The organism is Paenibacillus donghaensis (assembly GCF_002192415.1).
In the GTDB taxonomy this organism is placed as follows: Bacteria; Bacillota; Bacilli; order Paenibacillales; family Paenibacillaceae; genus Paenibacillus_AQ; species Paenibacillus_AQ donghaensis.
This window is the reverse complement of sequence record NZ_CP021780.1, coordinates 6,190,424-6,216,844: the sequence shown is the minus strand read 5'-3', so window position 1 is coordinate 6,216,844 and position 26,421 is coordinate 6,190,424. Positions and strand designations below refer to the sequence as shown.

At 41.9% G+C, this 26,421-nt stretch carries 15 protein-coding genes; 13 read left to right on the top strand and 2 right to left on the bottom strand.

Going from position 1 to position 26,421, the window contains the following annotated elements; all coding sequences use genetic code 11:
• The first annotated feature begins 19 nt into the window (after window positions 1-19).
• The 6 genes from glmM (at window position 20) to B9T62_RS28010 (ending at window position 10,137) form a co-directional block, all read left to right on the top strand.
• On the top strand, window positions 20-1,360 hold the full coding sequence (glmM, locus tag B9T62_RS28040) for a phosphoglucosamine mutase (protein ID WP_087918280.1): 1,341 nt from the start codon (window positions 20-22) through the stop codon (window positions 1,358-1,360).
• Between the two features lie 566 nt (window positions 1,361-1,926).
• The gene (glmS, locus tag B9T62_RS28035) at window positions 1,927-3,759 is read left to right on the top strand and encodes a glutamine--fructose-6-phosphate transaminase (isomerizing) (protein ID WP_087918279.1); all 1,833 of its coding nucleotides are present in this window, start codon (window positions 1,927-1,929) and stop codon (window positions 3,757-3,759) included.
• A gap of 1,597 nt (window positions 3,760-5,356) precedes the next feature.
• Complete coding sequence (locus tag B9T62_RS28025; protein ID WP_087918278.1) at window positions 5,357-6,625, top strand: hypothetical protein; 1,269 nt, start codon at window positions 5,357-5,359, stop codon at window positions 6,623-6,625.
• Between the two features lie 1,103 nt (window positions 6,626-7,728).
• Window positions 7,729-8,217: a hypothetical protein gene (locus tag B9T62_RS28020; RefSeq protein ID WP_087918277.1), complete on the top strand. Its 489-nt coding sequence runs from the start codon at window positions 7,729-7,731 to the stop codon at window positions 8,215-8,217.
• Between the two features lie 20 nt (window positions 8,218-8,237).
• Entirely contained in the window at window positions 8,238-8,774 is a 537-nt protein-coding gene (locus B9T62_RS28015; protein WP_087918276.1) for a hypothetical protein, read from the top strand.
• Window positions 8,775-9,051: 277 nt separating this feature from the next.
• On the top strand, window positions 9,052-10,137 hold the full coding sequence (locus B9T62_RS28010) for a phage exclusion protein Lit family protein (protein ID WP_157794042.1): 1,086 nt from the start codon (window positions 9,052-9,054) through the stop codon (window positions 10,135-10,137).
• Window positions 10,138-10,497: 360 nt separating this feature from the next.
• Here the strand turns inward: B9T62_RS28010 and B9T62_RS28005 are convergent, their stop codons facing one another.
• Both B9T62_RS28005 and B9T62_RS28000 read right to left on the bottom strand, forming a co-directional pair.
• Window positions 10,498-14,445, bottom strand: coding sequence for an nSTAND3 domain-containing NTPase (locus B9T62_RS28005; protein WP_087918274.1), 3,948 nt, complete (start codon window positions 14,443-14,445; stop codon window positions 10,498-10,500).
• 563 nt (window positions 14,446-15,008) lie between these two features.
• Window positions 15,009-16,220 carry an IS701 family transposase gene (locus B9T62_RS28000; protein ID WP_087913645.1) on the bottom strand — a complete coding sequence of 404 codons (1,212 nt, stop codon included), beginning with the start codon at window positions 16,218-16,220 and terminating at the stop codon, window positions 15,009-15,011.
• Between the two features lie 1,722 nt (window positions 16,221-17,942).
• On the opposite strand from B9T62_RS28000, the gene B9T62_RS27995 reads away from it, so the two are divergent.
• The 7 genes from B9T62_RS27995 (at window position 17,943) to B9T62_RS27960 (ending at window position 26,416) form a co-directional block, all read left to right on the top strand.
• Window positions 17,943-19,463 carry an SAVED domain-containing protein gene (locus B9T62_RS27995; RefSeq protein ID WP_087918273.1) on the top strand — a complete coding sequence of 507 codons (1,521 nt, stop codon included), beginning with the start codon at window positions 17,943-17,945 and terminating at the stop codon, window positions 19,461-19,463.
• An 18-nt stretch (window positions 19,464-19,481) separates the two neighbouring features.
• Entirely contained in the window at window positions 19,482-20,603 is a 1,122-nt protein-coding gene (locus B9T62_RS27990; protein WP_087918272.1) for an SMODS domain-containing nucleotidyltransferase, read from the top strand.
• Window positions 20,596-22,419 (top strand): ThiF family adenylyltransferase, encoded by a 1,824-nt coding sequence (locus B9T62_RS27985; protein ID WP_087918271.1) that lies wholly within the window; start codon window positions 20,596-20,598, stop codon window positions 22,417-22,419. The genes B9T62_RS27990 and B9T62_RS27985 overlap by 8 nt, the downstream gene beginning before the upstream one ends.
• Window positions 22,419-22,919: a Mov34/MPN/PAD-1 family protein gene (locus B9T62_RS27980; protein WP_087918270.1), complete on the top strand. Its 501-nt coding sequence runs from the start codon at window positions 22,419-22,421 to the stop codon at window positions 22,917-22,919. Before B9T62_RS27985 ends, B9T62_RS27980 begins: the two co-directional genes overlap by 1 nt.
• A 168-nt stretch (window positions 22,920-23,087) precedes the next feature.
• Window positions 23,088-23,351: a hypothetical protein gene (locus tag B9T62_RS27975; protein WP_087918269.1), complete on the top strand. Its 264-nt coding sequence runs from the start codon at window positions 23,088-23,090 to the stop codon at window positions 23,349-23,351.
• A 560-nt stretch (window positions 23,352-23,911) separates the two neighbouring features.
• A complete protein-coding gene (locus B9T62_RS27965; protein ID WP_087917418.1) occupies window positions 23,912-25,207 on the top strand; it encodes an IS110 family RNA-guided transposase in 1,296 nt (431 codons plus the stop codon).
• Between the two features lie 405 nt (window positions 25,208-25,612).
• On the top strand, window positions 25,613-26,416 hold the full coding sequence (locus B9T62_RS27960) for a TnsA endonuclease N-terminal domain-containing protein (protein ID WP_087918267.1): 804 nt from the start codon (window positions 25,613-25,615) through the stop codon (window positions 26,414-26,416).
• Window positions 26,417-26,421 lie beyond the last annotated feature (5 nt).

Below are 26,421 nucleotides of genomic sequence, written 5' to 3'. Positions count from 1 at the left end.
TATTTAAAGGAGAAAAGAGATGGGTAAGTATTTTGGAACAGACGGTGTGCGCGGAGTCGCAAACCGTGAATTAACTGCGGAGATGGCCTATAGCATTGGCCGCTGCGGTGGTTATGTGCTGGCCGGAAATATAGAGAAACCGAAGGTTGTCATCGGAATGGATACTCGTATTTCCGGACCATTGCTGGAGTCGGCGCTGGTTGCCGGGATGCTCTCGATTGGCGCTAAAGTGATTCGTCTGGGTGTAGTGAGTACACCTGCGGTTGCTTATATTACAAGACTGCTGAAGGCTGACGCCGGAGTGATGATCTCGGCTTCCCATAATCCGGTGGAAGATAACGGCATTAAGTTTTTTGGCGGAGACGGCTTTAAGCTGACGGATGAAACCGAACTGCGGATCGAAGAGCTGATGGATGCCGAGCAGGATGAGCTGCCTCGCCCTGTAGGCTCCGGTCTGGGTACGGTTACGGTCAATAATGATGCCAAATATCTCTACCTGGATTATCTCAAAACAACGATTTCCCAGAACTTCAGCGGGATCAAAATCGTGCTCGACTGCGCACATGGAGCGGCCTATGAGCTGGCACCACGTCTTTTTAAGGAACTGGGCGCTGAAGTGATTGCGATTGGTTCTGAACCGGACGGACTGAACATTAACGACGGTTTCGGCTCCACCCATCCGGAGACACTGCGAGAGGAAGTGCTGCGCCATGGCGCGGCTTTGGGACTTGCTTTTGACGGAGACGCTGACCGCCTGATCGCTATCGACGAGACCGGTGAGGAAGTGGATGGAGACTTTATCCTCTGCATCTGCGGAGACGCGATGAACCGGGCGGGCAAGCTGAAGGACGGCACCATTGTGTCCACTGTCATGAGCAACATCGGCTTCTATAAGGCGACTGAGCAATTACAGCTGAATACCGCCAAGACAGCCGTAGGCGACCGCTACGTGATGGAAGAGATGCGCCGCGGCGGCTACAACCTGGGCGGAGAACAGTCCGGCCATGTGATTTTTCTGGATTACAATACGACTGGCGACGGCATTCTGACTGCGATTCAGCTGGTGGATACCCTGAAGTCTTCCGGCAAGAAGCTTAGCGACCTCAAAGCGATGATGACTAAATACCCGCAGGTGCTGGTTAACGTGCGTGTGCAGGATAAAACCAATTATCCGAACAATCCTGCGATTGAAGCCGCCATCCTGGAAGTCGAAGGCAAGCTGGGCGACAACGGCCGTGTGCTGGTGCGTCCATCCGGTACAGAGCCGCTGATCCGCGTGATGGCGGAGGGGCCGGATAAGGCAGAGCTGGATCATTATGTCGGCCAAATTGTGGATGTTGTGCAGCGCGAATTGGTATAATATTATTTAGGTGGCTGGGAAATGCTGTTTCAATGCGCATTTTCCGGCTTTATTCCATTCTAGGCTGTTCATACTATATCCATATGACAGGCTTCGGCAAGTATTTGGGACCTATGGCATTGCCAAAATGATGTAAGGTGCATATAATAGGTTAAGTGTCATTCCAGAAGGAAAGCGGGGATTGTGAGGTTGGCAACAGCAAGCGCCAGAGCTTGGTCGCGCGCGGGGGAGAAGGGACAGCCAGGAAGAAGGCTGGAACGGATCACGGCCGACGTAAGCTGACGAGGTGGGGGTGTTCGAAATGTTCGGCGGGGACCTCCCGGTGATGCACCAGAGCCGTAAATACAAAACGGAAAATGTTAGGGCGACCTTTCACACAACGTTTCGTATGGGTGCGTAAAGAAGTAGTTGGATGCGTGCATCAGAAGAAACAGCGTTGTTCTGCCACGGCAGAGAAGAAGAGAGTATACAACTGAATATTGTGCTTTTTCTCATCAACATGCCGCACGGCACGTTTCTTTCCTTATGCCGCCCATACCCCAAATCATGGACGGAGGAAAATTATAATGTGTGGTATCGTAGGATATATTGGCAATCAGAATTCGCAGGGGATCTTGGTCAATGGGTTGAAGAAGCTGGAGTATCGCGGGTATGATTCCGCTGGTATCGCTGTGTTCACCCAGGAAGGTCTTCAGGTAGTCAAAGCCAAAGGACGTTTGATGAACCTGGAAACCAAGCTTGATACTCATCCGCTGACAGGCAGTGCCGGAATCGGACACACTCGCTGGGCGACTCATGGCAAACCTTCGGATGAGAACTCCCATCCCCACACCGATGAGAGCCAGAAATTCTCTGTAGTGCATAACGGCATCGTAGAGAACTATCTGGACTTGAAGGAAGAGCTGATGGCCGGAGGATGCCACTTTACATCCGAGACTGATACTGAGGTGATTTCACACCTGATCGCCCGTGAATATGAGGGTGACATTGTGAAGGCTGTGCAGAAAGCAATTACTTTCATGCGCGGTGCGTTTGCCCTTGGCGTTCTGACTGAATATGAGCCGGACAAATTGGTAGCTGTGCGTCAAGCCAGTCCGCTGATTATTGGTCTTGGCGATGGAGAGAACTTTATCGGGTCCGATATTCCCGCTCTACTGGAATACACCCGCAACGTATATATTCTAAACGACGGCGAAATGGCGGTACTGACACGCGATGCTGTCGAACTGATGACGATTGAAGGTAACTTTATTGCTCGGGAAATGATTACTGTCGATTGGGACGCCGTTACCGCAGAAAAAGGCGGATACGAGCATTTCATGCTGAAGGAAATTCACGAGCAGCCTAAGGCATACCGCGACACCATGCGCGGTCGTATCAATGCTGAAGGCAATCAGGTTATCTTGCCTGAACTGAACCTGACCAAAGAGCAGATTAAGAACATCAAGAACATTCAGATCGTTGCTTGTGGTACGGCCTACAATGCAGGACTGGTTGGACGCAATCTGATCGAAACGCTGGTACGTATTCCGGTAGAGAATGATATCGCATCCGAATACCGTTACCGGTCACCGATCGTATCGCCGGAAACCCTGGTTATCGTAGTCAGCCAATCCGGCGAAACTGCAGATACCCTGGCTGCCCTGCGTGAAGGCCATGCCAATGGAGCGCATGTGCTGGCTGTAACCAATGTAGTGGGCAGCTCGATTGCCCGTGAAGCGGACAGCGTGCTGGTCACACTGGCTGGACCGGAAATCGCCGTAGCTTCGACTAAGGCGTACACTTCCCAGCTGATCGTATTCACTTTGCTGGCGCTGTATCTGGCTGAAGTGCGTGGCACTCAGACCGAAGCAGAGGTGACTGCTATTCTCGCGGCTATGCAATCCCTGCCGGAGCAAGTAGAGCAGATTCTGGCTCAGAAGGATGCCATCAAGGAATATGCAGAGCAGATCTCCAAGCATGAGCACCTGTTCTTCCTTGGACGCGGTGTCGATTACGCAGTAGCCCAGGAAGGTTCACTGAAGCTGAAAGAGATCTCTTACATTCACTCCGAAGCTTATGCTGCCGGTGAGCTGAAGCATGGTACGCTCGCATTGATTCAGGAAGGCGTGCCGGTCATTGCCCTGGCAACCCAGGAGTCCGTTCTGGAGAAAACCGTCAGCAACATCAAGGAAGTCAAAGCACGCGGTGCCGTAGTCATGGCCATTACGCAAGAAGAGAATGTCACTGACCTGCTTAGATCCGTGGATCAGGTGTTTGTAATTCCAAGAACCCTGCCATTGCTGAGTGCGGCTCTGTCCGTAGTTACCCTGCAGCTGCTGGCTTACTACGCTTCGCTGGCCCTGGGTCACGATGTCGATAAGCCCCGTAACCTGGCGAAGAGTGTTACGGTGGAGTAGGTTTGGGTTGTTTATATTGGAAGTGTCCAGTTGTATAGAAACAATATAGTTGTGAAGTAGACATTAAAGTTATGAAGAAGACATTAAAGTTGTGAAGTGCACATTAAAGTTATGAAGTTGTCTGATAATAAAAACTTAGACAATAACCCAGACAGCATGAGCCGTCCTGACATCTCAGGACGGCTTTGTTTTTCGGAAATGGATATTAAGGGGGAATTGTTAAAATTAATTATTATATTTAAAAAAGAAAGTAAAGCATTAGACTGAAAAATAAAGTGTTAGACTAAGAAAATAAAGTTATTAGACTAGCGGATGCTTCATTAAACTATCCTGCTAATAGCTTGTAAATATTACCAGAAAGGTGATTTTAAATCATGTGATATAGTTAAAATGAGAATGCCAAATAACCCTCCAATTTCCAGTCTGTATTAGAATATTATTACAATAAGATTCCTTTAATTTGGATGGAATACCTTATTGTTTTTCAAGATAGCGTACAGCCAATGCACGAGCTTATTTGCACACGCGATTAGAGCTACTTTATGCTGTTTTCCTTCGGCTCTCTTGCGATCATAGAACTCTTTGATTCGCATATTTGGGAGGGGATAAGTCTACACGGAACAGCCATCACCAGCGCGTAACGCAAATACTTAAAACCACGTTTCGTGATTTGGTTTTGAGTCGCTGTAAACTTACCGGAAGCAAAGATACTTTATGCCCAATGCTGGAAATCGAATAAATTAATTACATAATCTTCAATTTTTTTAGCTAGAGCATCTATGTTCTGTTCCAGTTCAGAAATATGCTCTTGGTATTGAAGAATACGGGTAATAAGAACTTTCAAATTGATTAAATGACTTTTATACATGGTTTGCTGAAATGGGTTTTGTTTTGCCGCATCTACTAGTCATTGAACCCGTTGATTAATCCAGTGATAGCGCAGATTGAGAAGTTGAACCCCTCTTTTCTTAAAATATTCAATACTAGGAACTGAACAACAGGGCTTTGGTAATGTCCGGTTGCTTCTAGAATAAGTAAAGAACGTTGTTTAGATACTAATTCAACATCCGTTAAAACTTGATATGGATTTGCTAGTCCATCACGAGTGGCACGAAGTGGAATGTCCCTCTGAAGGGCTTTCCGCTCGCTAAAAAGGCTTGTCCATGAATTTCTTCTTTTGAAATATCTAGACCGACAATCTCTCCCTGTAAGTTTAGATTCACCGGCATCCCCTATTGTTCTTCTTGGCGCTCCACAGCATCGCTTGTAATACAGGATATTACGTCCCAACCAGCCTCAATCATGGTAATGACAATATCATAGGAGATCCTTTTAATCGATTAGTTAGCTTCGTGTTGAGTGAAGCGGCGGATGAACTTAATATCGCCAACTCAGGCGCAAGACTTAATGTGGTCGATAATAAAAGTAATCCGACAACCGTCGTAGTTTGGCAATTTATCAAATCATAAAATTTTAAGAATTCAATCTAGTTCAAATGGAGCAGCTCTATGAACTGTAAGTAATATTAATAAGTTTTCGGACACAGGTAAAAATAAGCTCATGGTCAGTTACTTGAGAAGATTGAAAGGAGTATTGTATGGACACACTATTGGCTTATAGGTATGAATTATACGATAGGTTTGAGAATATAAGTAGCACGTACTCCTTCTGGAATCTACAAAAAGAATTAGTTAAAGCACTACTTAAGTGTGAGGAGGAACTAATTAAAGGAAATGAAGCTGAAAAGGATGAGTGGCTTTATCATCAGGCTCGGCTTTACTCGATCAGCGAAGCTATGGTGTGGTCCGTGCTAGAAACCTTCACAATAAGACAACTAGGAAAGTTTGAGTCTGGGAGGACCGCACTTTTGCCCCAAAAAGATACTATTATGGGGATAATAGAAAAATTTGAACCTTTAGCGAATGAGAAAATATTTATTCTTGCAGATACAACTCGTTGCATCACAACTGGGGACCTAATTGAGGTGAAGGCAACTGATCAGATTCATATCTACGAATGTAAAACGTCGACGCCAATGGAGATTGAAGAAATGGTAAGGGGAAGGGTAGGAAGACAATTCTCCAAAAATTTCTGGCTCCAGGAGTATTTAGAAAGAGGCTATGGAACGCTATATAGAGCGGATTTGATTACGAGAACAATTGAAGTTGATGTAACGGGATATCAAGAACACTTTTCGTTGCTTGATCAACTTATTGAGGAATGTATGAGAAACAAATCAGGGAACTCCTCCGTATTAGCTGAACCGGGTTTGGTTTATGCAGCAATCAAGTATGAGGAGGATCCCAAAGAAGTTGATCCTGAGCTCATCACCGGCCTGTACGATTTTAAAGAACCTTTTTGGACTGGGCTTTCAGGGTTGGTCGAGGAACCACGAGAAAGCATATTTCACATGCCACCACTTGCATTTCCAATTTCTCTGAAAAGTAAAAAGCTTTTAATGGAAGTAGGCGTCATAATTCTTTGTTACCTTGATCATGAGGTACTTAAAGATAAGTTCCGAATTAAGGGCTTTGAATATACTACCTCGAAGGAGGGGTTTCCTCAGCTAAGTAAAGGTGGAGATCCAATACAATTTCACCCAAGATTCATGAATGAGATTATGCTTGGCTTCCAGCCGATAGAAAAGGTTGTAAATCAAATGACAGCTCTTTATGATTCAACGCTGAACGGTTTAACTGACGAAGAACAAAAATATATTAATGAACGACCGTCTTCATTAAAAGACTTTGTAAACTATATTTGTGAGAACTACGAATTGACTTCTGAGGATGACAATAGTCCGGGTCTTATATCTATTGGTAGTAAGAAGTTGAAACAGAAGACGAGCATAGATTTGAAAGATTGAAGTGCTTTTCTTAAACCCTTTCTGGATTCTTTTCAAAAGTATGTACGGTAAGGAATTCCGAAATAGCCGAGGAATCTGCATCTTTTATCTTTTGTTTCCGATAATGCCTTTCCCAAATAAAATTCCAAAAAATGTTGAATACTAACCTATTGAACAGCAACGTTAGTTTAACGACAACAGCGGCAGTCTAAGACTTTATTTATCAAGTCTTGGACTGCCGCTGTTTCTTTTAATCAATCAGTCAAAAACTTATTTTTCAAAAGCTGACGATTCTTCAATTCAAAAACCGCGTTTTATTTTCACCAAACTGAAAAGGCGATATCGTAGTCAGTAGGTGCTGCTTGCTACTTCAGATTCACGCACTGCTTGCTCCGAGACGAAGTCCGGCTGTTGAAAGACAATATAAGGATTAGACTCAGTAGGTAAAGTATTAGAATGCGAAAATAGGATTACAGACTAATACGTCGGCAGCCATATGCGCGGCTCGTACTCCTGGTTAATCTTCTGAAAGCGTCGGTTCAGCAAGATTGACACGCCGGCGATCAGGTACGCGGCTAAGCAGCGGCTCATGCTCACCTAGGTTGTTTTCTAGGAAGCGTCGTTTAGACGGAACCGGCGTTGCTAGCAGCGGGGCGGATTCGCAATTTAGGCTCCTGGTAGTTCATAAAGAAGCGCCGACTCGGCGCGATCGGTACTGCGGCGACCGGCTGCGTGACGAAATTGCGAATCGAGCTCCTAGTTGTACAGAAATATTGGGTTTCTCCATGGCTCTGCAGGTTGATACCGGCGGACCTAGGGGAAGATCTTGCTGCTACCCTTCCGAGCATAGGGTTGCTCTCGGGCGAAGCAGGATGGGGTCACCGGTTCTAGGTGAATATCATCTGCAGTGGCCCCGCGTTTCAAATTGCGCCCTGGAGAATCCCGTCAGCAGTTGGTGGACGGCAGGATGGCTTGCTGCTGTATCTGTGTTCACCTTGTTGCTTCCGGGCATAACCCGTCGGTATCAGTGAACCTCATTAAATTGTAAAATTAAAGTATACTTTTCGATTGATTGATTGTATACTACTGATTAACTAAATAATTTACAATAGGAGATGACAAACTTGTTCGACGGACGCACGTATCCCGTCTTTAAGGTAAAACCTTTCCGCGGTAGTCGTGTAAGGAAGCTATTGAAATGGATCAAACGGAGTAAAAGTCAGGTTTTTAAGTCCAAACGTGAAATCCGTTATTTTCTTGAGGATGATATGTTGCTTAAAGCTCATAATCATGGAAAGTTTGTCGCACTCCAGACGTTAAAACGTTACATAAAGGAATCATTTGACGTTGATAGCCTTGTAAAGCGGGACTTTAATAAGAAGGCATTCGCAGGGGTTAGGATGGCAATTCTCCTTGAGTATTTAGATCATCAGATGACAATTACCAATGACGCAATAGAATCTCTCGACGAATTAGTGGTGGATGAAGAATTCGAATCTTACTTACGACGTTATTTAATAGCTCAGTATATTATTTACAGGGATTTTCATTCTGCAATTTATACCGGGGAAATTGAAAGCGATGTTGATGAAGACAGTGACGAGGATCTTTGAAATCTAAAGGAGGAACCAAAATGACTAAGATTACTTTGAAGGATGAATACAAAATTTCTCGATTACAGAGGGCTGCACTTGCAGAAGTCGAATTACTCAAACACGAATTTGAACTGATAGTTGAACACACAAGAAAACAAAAATCAATTTCTCTTTTTGATGAAATTGATTTTGTTGATTTCACAGATAGTGATATTAAGGATATATTCACGAAGAGAAAAGATCGAAAATACGCATCATTAACCGTAGAGTTATATGCAATTACTGAACAAATGCTGAAAGAAATGTATGAATGTTTGCACTCTGACCCCTATAGCAAAAGTAATGATAACAATATAATTAAGGATCTTGAAGACGTACTTAAGTCACGCCTGGTTATTAATGAAAAGGGCTCTCTTAAAAAACTATCAATGCTTAGGAATTATATAATACACCACAACTTTTCAATGAAAAAGGCACGTGAAGAGAAAGAACTTAATATAAAAAGCAAAGATTTATATTCTGAATTACATCAAAAAGTGGTCGACTACATTAATAATATCAGCTATAAAGAATAACGAATAGGGGAGTTGCCTCGAGAATTTTAGACTAGTGGCAACTCTCTTTTTGTGCTTGATTTCTGTGAGAGGGCATCTTCTGTGTACCTTACAAAATAATATCTTTGAATCGTCGGGACGCCGCAAGGCATATCACTATTACACTCAAGTCAAACTTAAGTAAATATTTCAAAGGGACGTCGCAATGCATGTGCAACGGACAGAATAGATACAATAAGTTAATTTTTATATCATACTACTTAATGACAAATGTATAAGATAAGAAGGGGGAATGATTGTGGAACTTAGAAACCAATTTGCCAAACAAGTATTTTTTACAAATTTTTTCAAAGGTGAATCAGCTAATGTAGAATCTAAAATATTAAGCGATGCTATCGAAAACAATCTGCTTAGTCCTGAAATAATTGAGCATCTAAAAACTAGTACCTTAATAGAAGCTATTAATAATGATCCATTACCCTTCAGCAATGATCTAACATGTGATTTTATTGTTAAATTAGTGTTTCTTAACACAATGAATAAAAAATTAGGGGAAATCATTCGTTCAATATATGTTGGTTATGTTGCTATGGAGAGAAGGTTACCAAGGCCATATGTTTACATACCTTTTTATGATAAATCTCGTTTGGTAATTATAGATGCCACAACAGCATACCAACTAGATCAGATAAATGAGATAATAACCATAAAGTTCATGCGTAAATATGGCTATTTTGATAAATTAAGTAAGGATTTTGATGAGTCTTTGCTTAATAAATTACTGTTTAAATTTAAAGATCCGTATTCTAAAAAATACTTGTTTGAGTATGAGGATTATATTATAACTAGTGGCGGAGAAGAATTATTTGATAATTACGCAATACTTTTAAGCGAAATTTACGAGGTATCTTTAGGTTTTATAATCGGTCATGAAGTTGGTCATTGTTATTTGGAACATAGTGGTTATTCTGACGATACTCAGATTAACCATGATATGGAAATTGAAGCGGATGAGTGTGCTGTATTGTTTATTAAAGAGTTTCTAAATTTTTATAAGCAAAAAATTGATCAGGGGCATGAAGAATTGCAGTTAAGTGGAATAGCTTCAGCAATAATATATATGGCAATATCAAGTACAAAATCTCCATTTCAATTTGATAGTACACATCCTTCATTAAGAAAAAGATATTTGTTAGTTATTTTCTCTATTTTCAATAGATTTAGTAAGAAGTGTGCTATGGATTTGGTTGAAATTGTAAAATGTACTTGCGAAGAAACCAAACTACATTCATGGGATGAAAAATGGTGGGTTATTTCTCCAGAGTTTTTTGAAAAAATTGAAGAAAAACTACCGGAAATAAGAAAAAACGCTAAAATCAATTAAGTATATTAATGTTATGTTAGTCGTTTGGTACTTGAAGTACTAATTAGCCGAGATAAGAATAGTAAATATTTTTTTGAAAATTGGAGGTATTAAACTAACGGAAAACGCTAGTTTAATACAGCAGGCAGATTAAACCTCCCCTTAGAAGCAAACTAAATTTAATAGCTTCTAAAGGGAGGTTTTGTTACGTTTTACCAACTACTTTTAAGATGGGCACTAGCGATAAGCTACCATTGTTCTTGTGCTGTGTTTTCTGCTTAATTTGCTTTGTCCGCCGCCAATCTGCAATGTTCACGTTCACGAGATGTATGCTGTGCGTATAATGTAAGCTTATCGCTTCCTACAACAGCCGTTGCGCCATCACAGCACCCAATGCTCCAACTCGTAATGATCTTCAAACGATCGCGCTTGCTCGGAGCCCGACTCGATAAGCTGATGTCGATTAGCTTCAAGCAGCCGATCAATTTCGTCATCGGCAATACGCAATTTGCGCAGCGTTTTGCCAACTATCCTGTTTGTTAACGTCATTCTCGGCGGATTATGCTCATATACCAAGCTAATAAATGTTTTAAAATTGTCGAGCTGTTGTCCATGCTTCTCATCGTCGGCAAGAGAGGTCGTTGCTTGCTGCTCAGCATAATTCATATACTGGAAGCAAATATCTACCACCTTATGGTCGATGCTCAGTCTAGAGCACAACTGGCCAAATACAACATCCCTCTCAAATAGCTCCAACAAATCTTTTCTATCATCACACTGGTATTGCACAGCTTCAATATTCTCTGCGATGAGCGTGAAAAATTGCTGTCGCTCCTCCTCGGAGCTATGGGCAAGCAGCAGATCCCACATTTGTTTATTGCTTTGGTTGTTTGTTGCTGTAACGGTCAGCAACTGACGAAACAGCTTCTGTCGTTGAGCGAGATTAGCGACCAGTCTCGTATACACGGCCATACCGTCTTGAAATCGGTCCGTATCTTTATAGTAAAGCGCATCTATAAACTCCCGCAATGCAATATCGAAGCATCGCCCCTCCGGTGGTCGCCCCAAAACCTCCACAATAACACGATTCCATACCTTTTCGTTATGATGATGATAGCCATTCCACCATAACGGCTGCGGGTAACCGCAATGGACGTTGAGGCAGCATTCTAGCAGTCCTTCCGCCATCAGCCGATCCACTACAGCACCAATCTCTTGTCCAAATAAGACCTCGCCCACAATCGCAATTTGCACTTCATCAGGAACAATGCGGCGGTTCAGCGCAACTCCACGCAGCCACCGGACATCCTCTCGCTTGGCTTGCAATACCGCTATTAGCTCAGCCCGTTCGCCAATTGACAGCGAGGGCCAATGGTCTACCAATGTGCCGATCGTAACCGTGAGCAGACTAGTTTGCCGGACTGAAAGCAGTTCTTGAAATAGTTCTGCTCTAACGTCAGCAGCCTGTCCTGTTCCTTTCAGCAAATAATCCGCAACATTCATGCCATAATCCTCCGGCAAATGATGCTCGCTATAATGATGCAGCCAACGATGCCAAGAGCTCGCCAATTGGACAATCCGCTCCAAATCATCAACATGAGCGAGTGACTCTCTCGCTGCTTTCACCATATGAGCTTCATTCATCCGGATATATTGGGACGGAAAATGGTTTAGTAGCGCAATAAACACATCGTACCAAACAAGCCATAGCTCTCGGGCCTCCTCGTCTGTGAGTTTATCCCAATCTAGGCCATCCCGCGCATACTGATCCTCGAAATATTCCAAAAAACGTTTGGAGCGCAGCGCAACGGACATAATTGACAGCGATTTCCGAACATAATCTAAAATCGCAGACTTCGCTTGTGGTTTATAGCTGCTCCAACTGGACAAAGCGCCGCGAAACAGCTTATAAATATAGTCCGGATGCTCTTGCGGCTCCAAGTAGCCTGCAATATCCTCGAACGTATAAGCGAACTGTTGAAACAGCAGTTTCACCGCTTTCGCTCGAATAAAGCTTTCATCATAAGCTAGCGCCAGCCGAATAACGTGCAGCAGATCCGCAGGCTCCATTTTGTCTGCAACGCGAACTGCTAGCATATCCCGTATTTCTTCAGCAGTAAGTAGCTCGCTTGCCGCCAATTTTTGCAGACTTGCTGCATGTCTGTCCTCATCCCAGTCCAGCCAGTCGAAACTGGACCGACGCTCCGTTGCTGTATTAAAATACGGCTCGCCCTTATGCCACAAAATATCATCGTCGTTCATCGAGTTTTGAATTTTTACAGCACGCACAAACGCCTTCTGCTCCTGATCGTTCAGCTCATCCAGCCGACTATTGAAATACATAATGACCCGATCCTTCACAGACGGAAACAACGAATGTAGACTTCTTAGAAGTAATACCTTGATTCGCTGTTTAAGCGTGGCATCTTGTGTCTCGGCATACTGCCACTCTGCCATCATAAGCGCGCATAGGTTTCCGTCTTTAGATGGTGAAGCCAAACTTCGACCTAACAAGCGGAAGTTGCTATCCTTGTCGGCAAAAACGTCTTCCAGATTCGTTTGGAATAAGATTTTGCTCGCGTGGTAGTAAATCGGATGGGTAAACACAATCGTTTTATAAAACGAATCAACTTTGATATAGCCGCGGTCGCGTAAATCTCGAAGCGCTGCCCTATCGTCGCCCGTAATCTCATACGCTGCCTGGTAGGCTGGATATGGCGGCGTCTCCGCTACTTTGCCCCCGATATGATAAGAAACCGGCTCGTCATACTGGGAGTTAAGCGCTGGCTCCTCCGTCGATTCACTTAACAGAAACGCCAAATCGTCGAGCTTGACCGCTCGATAGGTGTTGCAGCTTAAACCAAGCGCTATAAACACATGCTTGCTGTACTGTCCCTGCTCGTCAATTTGCCGTGCCAAGCGATTAGAGTCGATCCGTGCTTCATTAACGATTGCCGACTCATCCCATTGCTCCAGCACACCCAGATCAGGCTGCGCATAATAGAGGTGCACGATTTGTCCCGGTTGCAAGACGCTCGTACGTTCATAACGCTCCAACCAGTCCTGCAGCCGCTTAAACAATACCTTAGATGGATCCGACTCACCATAATAGCGACTCCAAATTTTCTCTCCGGTTGCAACTTCATTAGACGTCAAATCATGCCATATATGTGCCTTCATGTGGCATTCCGCAATCGTGTCGCGACGCAAAGCATGAAGCAAAATATCGCTGCGGGTTGTCACGATCAGTTTGCGATATGGGCCGCAGGCGTCCAGCAGCCGTTCCACTTTTGCAATAAGCTCGGCCCTTTGTGCATGAGCCGTCATCGAGCCAAACGGGTCTTCCAGTACAAGCAGCCTCTCCTCATGGCTCACATGCCGCAAAAAAGCGAGCGCACCGCTATCCCCATCTAGCTCACTTGTTATTTTCACTCTAAAGCCAGACTCCTGATAACGTTGGGCAATCTCCTTCGCCAAATACGTTTTGCCACAGAAGGATACCCCTGTCAACAGCAGCACATGGGAAGCTTCTAAAACTTCACTGCAGAGGGACATTTCGGCGCGCGGCACGAGCTTCTCATCATAGGGGAATATTCGATTGCCGTTGTAAGCAGCAAGCAGTCTAACAACATCCTCCATGATGGATTGCCCGGAATCGCGTCCTTGCCGAACTAGCTCATCCAGCTTGCTAATGACGTCATCTGTTTTGCTTTGCGGAACGGCGTATTTTCTATTGAGCAACCGTGCTAGCCGTTCATAAACAGTATCCCAGTCCATAGACTCCCAGACGCGGTTCTTTTTCAAAATCTTCCTAAGCTGATTTTTTGAGTTATCTCTAAAAAACTGCTGCAAAAAACGCCGACGTCCCTGCCCAGCAGGAGTTGCATCTGTGTAGTGAGCCAACACATTTGTTTTGACCCGATCCAATAAGTCGTTGCCCATCCCTGCCGTTAACGGCAAATAAACCTCATTGGAATCTACAAAGAGGCTCACGTCGTCCTGGCAGCGGGCATTCGTTATAAATAATACAAAGCGATTGGCGTCTTGCTTTAATTTCTCCAGCAAGTTCATTTCCCCGCTATACTTGTCAAAATGGCTAATCCAACTCGAAAACTCCGCTAAATCAATTTGAGCGGAGCGATCCTTCACTTGCACGTCCAAAATATAAGGCTCGCCCGCGGCCTGAAAAGTAATCCGCGAATCTTCACCATCCGCACATTCGATATAGATGCCAACGTTTTCTTGATCTAGCAGCTTCAGCGCCACATAAGCAGAAACAAGATACTGGTACTCATAGCCTCGAACTCCTGCGATTTCAACGGTCATCATGTCACCCCTCATCTAGTCAGCCTGAATAGACAAAAAACCATATTGCAGCTCTTATGGTTCTGTTCCCCATCAATGTAGTTCTATCTCTGTCCTTTATTTCCCTCTTGTAAGCGACAAATTTACAGCAAAATTGAAAAAAATATAGAATCAGGGAAGCAAAAAAGAAAGAAGACCATCGCAAGAAAGACGCTTTGAGCAAGCAATCCGAGCTACCACTGACAGCTTACCATCAAAGCAAAAAAGTTGTTTTTTCAAAAACTTACGAGGAATTGCGGCTTTCATGGCCATTTGGATCACGGTGGCTTCGTCAAATGTGTCATTTAGCCCTAGAGTAAGTAAGATACCTGCGGCTACTGTACCGGTTCTTCCTTTTCCTCCTCGGTGCATTTATACTTCTAATTGCTCTATTCATTGGGTATGGAGTGTTATTCGCGTTCCTTATGAATCAAGTCAAAGAACTTAGATATACGGATTTTGCGATAGGCATCCTTTTACTTGTATATATTATTGCGTTAATAACTATAAATGAGCAAAAACGGATACAAAAAATTCCAAATCAAAGATCATGCTAATTTTAATCGTTTTTGAATCACTTGAAAAGGAATGTTCTTTCGGCCGCAGTCATAGATAAACTGGGCGATATCTTGTTTGACTTGCTTGCGAACGGTGCGTAGCCCATCGCCAAAGGAACAAGGCTGTTCAAGCCCCACGGTACAGAACAAATGTGTCCAGGCGAGTAGTGCCCATAGACGAATAAACGCAGTGGCCGAGCGAACTTGATACGTCTCGAATCCTAAATTACCTTTGGATTGTCTAAAGAAGATTTCAATCGGCCATCTTTTGCTGTAATACGTACAAATCGTCTCTGTCTCTAAAGACACATTCGTGCACAAAAAGGCGCGTAAAGCTTTCGGCTGACCAAAGGCTTGCTCAGGCCAACAGAGAAGTACGACTGCATTCGGGATGTCGTTTAAGGCTCCCTCATATCGGTACGTCCAGTACGAAGAACCATTCACGGTCACGAGGTGAACGTCTTTTTTGGACACATGCGCGGCAAAATGCTGAACCGAGATCCGGATGCCTTGCGGATAGAGAATACGATTGGTTTTTAAAGCGCCAATCAGGTGGTATCCTGCAGTCGCGTAGCTGTCAATGATCCGGGAGCAAGTAAACCAGGAATCGACAAGCGCATATCCCCCATATGGAGGCAAAGGCATCGTCGCAGCCATGTCACACACATGATCGATTTTAGTATAGACGGAGCCATCCGGATGAACTTTTTTTCTGTCGTATAGATCTATAGAATGAATCAATGCCGCTGCACCACATTGTACGATAGTGGCCTGAACCTGATGGCCCCAGACGGTTTTACCTTCGAGATGCGAATGATGATATCCAGTCTGTTCGATGGGAGACTTGGCCTGTGACGAAGGCTTGGTCTTCTTGCAAATCGAATCATCATGAATCACAAATAGAGGCTCCGCCGTTTGTGTGGACTCGCGGAGTACATGACGAATAGATTCTTGCTTCACTTTATGTTGAAGAATCCTTTCGTCCCAGTGCCCGTGAGTCAAAAAGTGCCCGAGAGCAGTGCGGTGACACGGGCTATAATCGGCTAGATCTACGACCTTACCCCGAAATCCTTTGGACGTTGCTGCTGCCATGTAAGATAGGATATGATTCATCACGGGTTTAGAGAAATATAAAGGCAACCGGTGCTGCAATAAATAGTTGCGAAGCATTTGATGATCAGGTACGATGGCGGTATGGGACATTGTGAGTTCTCCTTCGGCTAAAAAGTGTGTTGTGGTGACTACTTTTTAACACAAGGAGAGCACTTTGTCTCTATTCTTTTTGATTTTACAGTTTACTGGAAGCGAATTTGCTCATTTATAGTTAATAATCATTGGTTGTACCTGTATATCAAAAAAACAAAAAGAAAAAAAGACAGGTAACGAAATCAATTACTCTGAGAAAAAAGTTGAATATATAACCATAGGTATGGTTTTTCTAAATCTTATTATTTATGCATACTTTTTAAACGAATCCTACTTTAATTCGGGTGTGAAAAATGGAGCATATTATTGGGATCTTATTTCATGTATTATTGTGTTTTTTATGATTACGTATCTTTTAATGAAAGCACAACTTTACTTATAAGGCTTTAAAAGAAGATGTTGGAGTTACGTATTATCTCCGACTCCTGAAAAAATAGAAGAGCGATATTTACATGTTTTATATGCAATATCAGCCACACAACTTGTTCTTTCTGAAGATGAAAATTCCCATTATCCTACAAGTATTTATCTTTTTGATATGACCAAGCAAAGTTATATACATTTCGAAAGAGTGTTAACTTTAAAGAAAGAGAGTAAATAATTTTTAATATGAGTAGTAATGCCAATGAATATTGACTAATTTAATATATAACCATCTACCAAATGATGCTTTAAAAAAAGACTATATACTCGTTTGAGTTACATTCTTTGTTTTATTTAAAGGTTAGTATTATTCAGATCTTTTGCAATTTATGAAGAATGATTGCTCTGTACCAGTAATAATATTATTCTTTATTTATAACCCATAGCGTCGCCAACACGATCAAGCTTTCGAGAGTCCCCTGAAGATCCTTTTTGCCATTCGTGAAGATGTAGGAAATCAATATCTGGTAATGGTACGTGTATCTACAACAGATTATAAGGAGGACGGGTTATATCCGGAAGAGTTAGCGCACATTCTTCGGGGTTAGAAACCGATGAAAATGCTATCCATGTATTAAGAGGCGGGGGATAACCCCTGTGAGACCACAAGATATATATGACACTTATCAAGCACCTCGCGTAGCATTCATTAAAAAGCATGTACAAATACCTTTTATACCTGTAGGGAATATTCAAATTCGTAATTTAGCGGACCGTATCCTTGAATCGCTTGGCTGATATTATTGCCATTGGTCGCCCGTTACTGGAAGATACCGATTACGAGAAAAGCTCACTGAGTGAGAGGCAATCCTTTGAGGGTAATTCGGTGCAAATAAAACAATTATTTTCATAAATATGAATGCTTGTTTTTTGGTGGTGTTATCCCTTGTACGCTAACATAGTCTAGCCTTGCTCCTACCTGTCGGGAGACGAGGAAGCAGTTGAATCAGTTCCGGTTCTCGAGATCCAGAACATGTTCAGTATCCTTTAGTCCGGCAATAACCTAGAGAATACCACATCCAGGATCTAAATTCGCATTTAAGAAGCTACGGTCAAATCTTCACTGGAATACTTAAATTAGCGGACAGGGTATTAAAAATCAGCAAGGGAGTCGCAGCAGATGTCAGCAAAGGCACGGCAAGACCTTTTTCACAGCACTCTTTTGGCTATGTACATACACTGTTTCCTTTGCTGCAAAACCAGGGAAAGTGATTGGATAGTTGAATATAGAAGGTTGTTGTGAGATAATAATTAAGGGAACATAAGTTCTTTAATTTACTTATAGGACTGTGATATATGGGGAAAGCAATTGATGCAATTAATGCTGGTTTGACGTATCAGAATCTGTATTTTTGGATATTTGCTTCTGAGTTGCTCCATAATGATACCAATATTAAGGAAGTATCATATGAGGATGATCGTATTAAATCTCTCGACGATGTTGTAGTTGAATATATTGAACCTATTAGGGGGGATTACAGCATCGATGATGAAATTACGATGGACTTTTATCAGGTGAAATATCATGTTAAGAATTCGCAACAGATAGAATTATTGGACCTCATTGATCCTTCATTTATTAATGCCTCTACACACTCCTTCTTAAATCGCGTGCACGATGCTTTGAAACAAGGGTACACTAAAGCTCGATTTCATTTAATTACACCCTGGAACATTAAAAAAGGCGATCCACTAGAAGTTTTATTGGACAATCATCATAACAAACTACAATTGAATGTGTTATTTGATGGAAGACAAAGGACTAAAATGGCCTTAGCTCGAAAATCTATGATGCAACATCTAAAGCTAGATAATGAGGCCGAACTACGTGTTGTTTTAAGCAGTATTCGCATTCAACATAGTAAACCGGGTATTTCTATGTTAATCAAGGAACAACTCAATTCTAAATTAATGCTTGCAGGACTTAAACCCCTTGATTTTAAGGTCCTTGTAAATCCTTATAATGATTTGATAGTAAACTGTGCAAGTAAGGGAAGTAAACGCTTTAATAAAGAGTCCTTTTTAAAGCTCTGCCGCGCAGAACGATTGTATACAGGCCAACCGCTATTATTTAAAGATGATATTCCTGTAGGAATTCGCAGTTTTCTTCCGTATACGGAAACTCTGGAGGAAGAAACAAACCATCTATTATGTCTTAGTGACCACTTCGATGGACGATTGCTTAAATCAGAAAAAAGTTGGAATGGGGATATTTACGCTAGATTAGTAGAGTTCACCAAAAAAGTCTTTTCTCCAGGTAATGCATACCTTATTCAATTCAATACACATCTTTCTATAACATTTGCTGCAGGTTTAATCCTTAATCCAAAATCAGGCGTCAAGGTATTTCCTGTTCAGCGTGGAGATGGATTAATTGCATGGATTCCGGATGTACATTATGAAATAACTCCAGCGTACCCAATGTTCAATGAAGAGTACACAGATAACTCTCTGCTTGAAGGAGATACAGTTGTTGCCATCAGTATAACTCGGAATGTTAGATCTCATGTTGAGTGGTACATTGAGGAGAAAGAATTATCAATAAAATCATTTTATCATTTTTGTTTACCTTTAGAGGGCACTAAGGCAATTCAAGATGGTACACATGCCTGGTTATTAGCAGGACAGGTCATCCGGATTTTAGACAGGCGCAATCCGAAACAGAGAAAAGGAAAGGTTCATTTTTTCTTTGCTGCTCCTGGTGGTTTTGTTTTTTTTCTTGCTCAACAAGCAGCCAATATCCCAGAGATCATTTTGTACGAACATGACTTCTCTGGCGATGGATCATATTCACCTTCGCTTATATTACCACTCTAAAAATTCGGAGGTATTACTGTGAATATTCCTACTTACTTTGCCAGATTCCTTAAAGAAATTCGTTTAACTGATAATCAAGTCGATGATCTAATCAAAGGGCATACCACGTTAAGAAAAAGATTAAATGAAGACGAAGATATGTCTAAGATTATTGTAAGTACATTCCTGCAAGGAAGTTACCGAAGATCTACGGCTGTTCGGCCAAAAGGGGAAAGTCGTTCGGATGTCGATGTCATTGTGGTGACTAAGTTGAGCATGGAGGAATACAGTAATCCAGAAGATGCTATTAAAGTTTTCGAACCATTTATGGAGAAACACTATGAGGGGAAGTATCAGATTCAGGGTCGTTCAATAGGGATTTCTTTGAGTTATGTAGACTTAGATGTAGTTATAACAGCTGCCCCTTCAGAGAGTGAAGAAGGTATCCTGGAGTCAGCTAGTGTTACTGATATGCGAGCACTGGAAGATATTGAAACATGGTCCTTAAAGGGATCATGGGAAGTTTTAAATGAAACTATAGAAGCAAGCTCTATTTTCAAAACATATTCGAATGCTAATGAACCGGAATGGAAAACAGTTCCTCTTTGGATTCCTGATAGGGAGGCGGAGGAATGGAAGCAAACAGATCCTCTGGCACAAATTAAATGGACACAAGACAAAAATAAATCATGTAACCGGCATTACGTCAACGTAGTTAAGGCACTAAAGTGGTGGAGAAGAATAAACAATGTGCCAAAACATCCTAAGGGATATCCACTGGAGCATCTCATTGGTTTATGTTGCCCAGATGGAATACAAAGCGTTGGTCAAGGTGTAACTGAAGTCTTGGAGGGCATAGTGAATGACTATTCAACAAAGCCGGTTATGGCAGATCACGGTGTACCGGAACATGATGTAATGGGTAGAGTTACCGATGAAGAATACAATGAGTTTTATGAGTTGGTTAAAAAGGCTGCAGAAATTGCTAGAAAAGCTTCAGATGCCACCACTGTTAAAGAAAGTGCTGAAGAATGGAACAAACTCTTTGGTTCGAAATTTCCTACATCTGAGGCTACAACTAATAATCAGAGTAGTTCTGGAGTCTTTTCAAAAAGAGAAAACCCAACTAGTTCAGATATTGTAGGTGGACGGTTTGGATAATCCTTCAATACCTGAAAGCATAATAGTTGGGTGTACCCAGTTAGAAATTGTTGAAGGATATCAGCAACTCCAAGACCTTTATTGGTCTGAAAATTTTAAAAATTGGATTTTTCGGTTTAGTATAAATGTATCAGGGGTAGATGAACGATCTATCCCCCATACCACGAATTGGTATATGTTAATAGATCCTCTTTATCCGAGAGGGTCTATTGGTATATACCCCGACAAAGTAAATAGTATTACTCAAACCTATCAGCACATGAATGAAAACAAAATGGTAGAGCATTTCCCTTGGCGATTAGGAAAAATATGTACCGATTGGGATAATGGTCAGCTTGAGTTATTATCAGATACTGAGGAACAGATGGATTCAGATCAACGTATTTCATGGCATGTTGAGCGATTAAAAAAGTGGGTGCTTGCTGCTTCAAACAATTCTTTGGTGAACTCCGGAGATTATTTCGAATTGCCACATTTATATTATGACGGAGAACAGTTCATTGCCTTCGCAGAAGAACAAAAGCATCTTATACAGTGGAGTGGAATGAAAATTAGATCCGGGTTGGTATCTCTTAAAGAGATACCAGAATATAAGAACACTTTATTTGTTTCGGATTTTTATGATAGGAAGTCAAATGTCATTCAAACATATAGCTGGGGGAAACTTATCGGAGCTAGCGTTGAACCCATTCTTCATTACGGGGTATGGGTTTTGCTTCCGTTCTTGCCCATTTCCCATCCTTGGACTTATCCTAAAACAATAAAGGAATTAGAAGCTATTTGTAAGAAACATCATTTTGATATCTGGCGAGAAATATATGGGCACATGCATGTCTTCAGAGAACAGGAACAACAGAATTACCTATTGATTGGATTTCAAATTCCCCAATTGGTCGGAGGAATAAATGCAATTGTTCATTGGATAAGTATTGAAATAGCGAAATTAACTAAAAAGGTAAATAAGATTACAGGATTCAGAAGAGCAAATGACTTCTATTTTCAACGAGATCGCATAAACCATTTACATCCAGAAAAAAGCTTAAGGTATGTTCGTACAGAGAACTGGAGTAAAGAATCAGTGCTTAGTCGTGGGAGTTTAAATGAAAAAGTACATCATGATAGTGTGTTTTTAATCGGCGCGGGCGCTCTTGGTTCAGCCATCGGGGAACTACTTTCTCGTACAGGCATTTCTAAAATAATTGTTTGTGACAATGATATTTTAAAAGTTGGTAATTTATCTCGACATACGCTTGGTATTAATCACTTATCCATGAATAAAGCTGAAGCATTATCGCATAGAATCAATTACAATAATGTACACACCTGGTCCGGAGCCATAAACAGTGCTTTTCCTAATTTGAGTGAAGATGAAGTAGATATATTAGAGAGTCAGGACGTCATTATTGATACTACAGGAAGCGACGCAGTTGTTGACTATTTATATTCCTTTGACTGGACACTTCCGAAAAGATTTGTTTCAGTGTCACTAGGATTCGGAGCTAAAAGAATGTTTGTTTTTTTATCCAATAAACATCCATTTCCTGCTCAGTCTTTCTATAACTTTCTCAGGCCGTGGATTGAATTGGAGCGAGAAGAGAATAAAGACATCATCTTACCTAGAGATGGGATAGGATGTTACCATCCTTTGTTTCCTGCTCGCTCAGATGACATTTGGATGATGGCAGGACTAGCGATAAAAGAAATTGAAGCATGGTGGCTTCAACCATTTGGACCCAACATATTTGCTGTTTATGAACAACAACATTTAGAGGGATTACCAGCTGGTGTCTTACTAAAGCAACGAGAGGTGTTTTAATGCTTGTTCATAGATATAAAGATAGTAGAAGTACTCTTGAGGTTGAATTTAGTGACGATGTATTAGCGTTTATGTTAGCGCAATGTACCTTAAGTGGAGAGTTAGAAACAGGTGGTATTCTGGCCGGCTACTATGATGATGCGTTGAATAGGGCTGTTATAATAAAGAGCAGTGCTGCCCCTATTGATTCGAAACAATCAAGAACTAGATTTTATAGAGGAGTTCATGGTCTCAAAGATTGGCTTAATACTCTATGGAAGTTAGAGAAGGCATATTATGTGGGAGAGTGGCATTTTCATCCATTCGCATCGAGTAAAATGAGCATAATTGATTCTAAACAAATGAGCTCAATTTCTAATAATAAGTCAATGAACTGTCCAGAACCCATATTATTTATCATTGGAGGAAATCCAAGAACAGCGCATTCTGTTTCAATCAGCATTTTTATGAAAAACAAGAAACCACTAGAGCTTAGTGAGTACTTACCTGAAATAATCTAGAATGGAAGTTTAGAATAAGTTTTGAGAAGTGACCTAAATAAAGGGCACCCGATTGGGTATCCTTTATTTGGGTATATTAATGTGTTTATATAGGTAGTTTTCTCTTGAAACGTATTAATTAATGAGAGGTGGAGATAATAGAGAAAAGAAACCTAGTGAGGTTTAGTAATGAATTATGATGATGTTTATAAGCTGCATCTACAATTACTCAGCATATATGAAAGAAAGGAGCGTTATTCACGGAATCACCAAATGCAAATAGATTATTACAAAAAGCAATTGTTCATGTTTACTGAAGATAATGTTCAACGTATTTTTGTTCTAAATCAACTGCTAAAAATTCACGAGAAGACTCGTGAAGATATCGTCAATCGTTGTGCAGATCATTATTTTTCAAGGGATACTTCTGTAAATGCTGATTCTAGTATGTAAGAGATATTGACATGCTTTATAACAGAAACAGTGATGGAGGGATCGTGTGTTATTTAAAATCACTACCGAAATGGAAAAGAAGATAAAGAAATGGGATTCGTGTAAAGCCGTTGATGTTACGGGGGCTAAGTTTTCATATACATTTATTCCAACCAGTCTCGGAACAGTTATACACGTTCATTGCGATATTTGTAATAGAGAGTTAGACCTAACAGAAGATTGGGGTTAAGGAAGAAAGTGAATTTAAGTTATTTATGAGAATAAAAAATTGAACTTATACTTTGTTGTTTGTTTTTTGTGTTTTATAAAGTGCTAAAATTTTAAAATTCTATATAATAATATCGGCCCTCATTGTAAACTGATTTAGAATATAATACTGAGGTTAATGATTTACATATACTGCATCTAGAGGCGCATGACTAAATAGTTATGCGTCTTTCTGTTTTGAAAGGAGCCATTCCTGTAATGAATTAATTTGAGGTTTGAAAGAAAAAAGCGCCAACTGTATACTGGGAAACGTTCCGTCCAAAGAACAAATTCCAGCGCAGGAGGCACTCAACATGAAGTATAAACAATCGAAGAAACAGAATCAACGGATTACACGAATTTCTGACAAGACCCTTGTCGTAGGCGCAGACATTGCTAAAGAAACCCACGTGGCCCGTGCCATCGACTTTCGGGGCATTGAACTGGGAAAGGACTGTGTGTTCTCCAATACCCGTACCGGGCTGGAACAACTGGTTCAGTGGATGAAGGAGCTTCAGCAGGAGCATGCCAAGACTGACGTCCTCTTTGGCATTGAGCCTACCGGACACTACTGGTTTAATCTGGCCGAATACTTGGGACAGCAAGGGATTCCTTTGGTCATCGTCAATCCGCATCATGTACACAAAAGCAAAGAACTGGAAGACAACTCACCGACGAAAAACGACTATAAGGATGCAAAAGTCATTGCCGATTTAGTGCGTAACGGGAAGTACAGCGAACCGAAACTGCCGACGAACCTCTATGCAGATCTGCGGATTCTCATGAATCTTCGCGAGAAAATCATGGTGAACCTCGGGCAGGTACAAAGACGAATGCAGAACTGGCAGGATCGATTTTTCCCGGAGTATACAAAGGTTTTTAAAGACTGGGAGGGGAAAGCCTCCCTTATTACGTTAAGCGAGTTTCCGACGCCAGAAGAGATCGTAGCGCTCGGTACAGAGGCCATTGTGAAGCGATGGAAGAAAGACGTGAAGCGCGCCGTAGGGACGAAACGAGCGGAGCAACTGGTCGAAACTGCAAGAAGATCCATCGGGCTTACCGAAGGACTTCCCGCAGCCAAAATAGAGATTAAAACGCTTCTGGAGCAGTACGAAATGTTCGCCAGACAACTCGAAGAGATTCTGGTCGAGGTGGAACGTCTACTTGCACAAATTCCGGGAACGAAGGAGATGCTCACTGTGCCGGGTGTGGCCGTAGTCACCTTGGCGGGGTTCCTTGCAGAAGTAGGGGACCTAAGCAGTTACGAGCACGGACAGCAGATCATACGGCTGGCCGGACTGAATCTCAAAGAAAACAGTTCAGGAAAGAAAAAAGGCAAGTCCAGCATTACCAAACGTGGACGTGCAAGGCTAAGAGCCCTGCTGTTCCGGGCGGTCATGCCCATGGTAGCGAAGAACGCGGAGTTCAAGGCGCTGCACCAGTACTTTACGACACGAAGTCAGAATCCATTGAAGAAAAAGCAATCCCTTGTGGCGTTATGCGGAAAACTTATACGCGTCCTGCATACACTCGGTACGAAGCGAATTCCGTACGACGCTAACGACGTGTTAGGGCCGGTACGTCTGGCCCAGCTACAGATGGCAGCTTAAGAAAAGACCAGACTCTTTTTGCTCATTGAAGTAGGAATCACCAAAGACAAAAGAAGCACGGAGCAGCCGCAGGAATCAATTCCATAAGGGCAACGACCCTGTAAAGGAGCAAGAAACGGCGTCCACCTCTTGAGAGGCAGAACGAAGGAATGTAAGGGCAAAGACCCCGCGTGACATGGGAGGGTAAGCCGTCAAGAGACAGGTGTGGATATCCAAAGTGCGATTACAGAATGTATCTTTGGGTTGGGGATAACTCCCCCACTCTCTATTCCCGCCACCGGCTCTTCCAGAAAATAATGTCATCCTTACATGACTATTCCAACTCTCAATCTGTCAATGAATGAAAACCTGAGAACGAGTGAGCAAACAAGAGAAAATATTAATTTATAGTGGGAGGAGAAGTAAATGACAAACACTATAAATATAACACATGCAAATCGACTTAAAGATGGAAGAGGGCAAGGAAGAGGAGCAGACTACATTCCTTTCATTCAAGCAAATGATAATAAAGTGGCGTCAGAGGGATGGTTAACCCGTACTCCAGGCTGGCATTCAAATCGAATACATCATACGTTGTCCAAATATGAGTATCAATATCTGCTTGTACAGGATTGGGCAGGTCAAGTTATAGATATCAGAGAACAATATCCCCTTCCAATTGAAGAAACACAACGAATAGCGAAGAAATTAAATATAATTCATGCGAATCTAAAAGGAGAAGATGTAGTTCAGACTACTGATTTTATGTTAACCGTTCCAAATGGTCAGAATAGAACAATGGAAGAAGCCAGAACTTTTAAACCAATAAATAATTTGACTAAAAGGACGCTTGAATTATTTGAAATTGAAAGGCGGTACTATAAAGAAATCGGTATTCAGTGGAAAGTGATATTTGATGTGGGAAGACCTATTAATTTCATAAAGAATATTGATTGGTTACACGATGCAAAGCGACCAGATGTACGTCCGGGCATGGATAATGAGATGGTCAATATTATTGCTGAACCTATATTTGAATTATTGAAAAAGAATGATCGCGGTTTATCCATAAGCAAAAATTGTTTAAAGTGCGATCAAAGTATTGGTCTTGAACCCGGAACATCAATGTTTATGGTTAAACATATGCTTGCCAATAAACGCTGGGTAACAGATATGAATGCATTGATACGTGAAAGTGCCCCTTTGGTTATAGATAAATCATTAAAATGATGGTG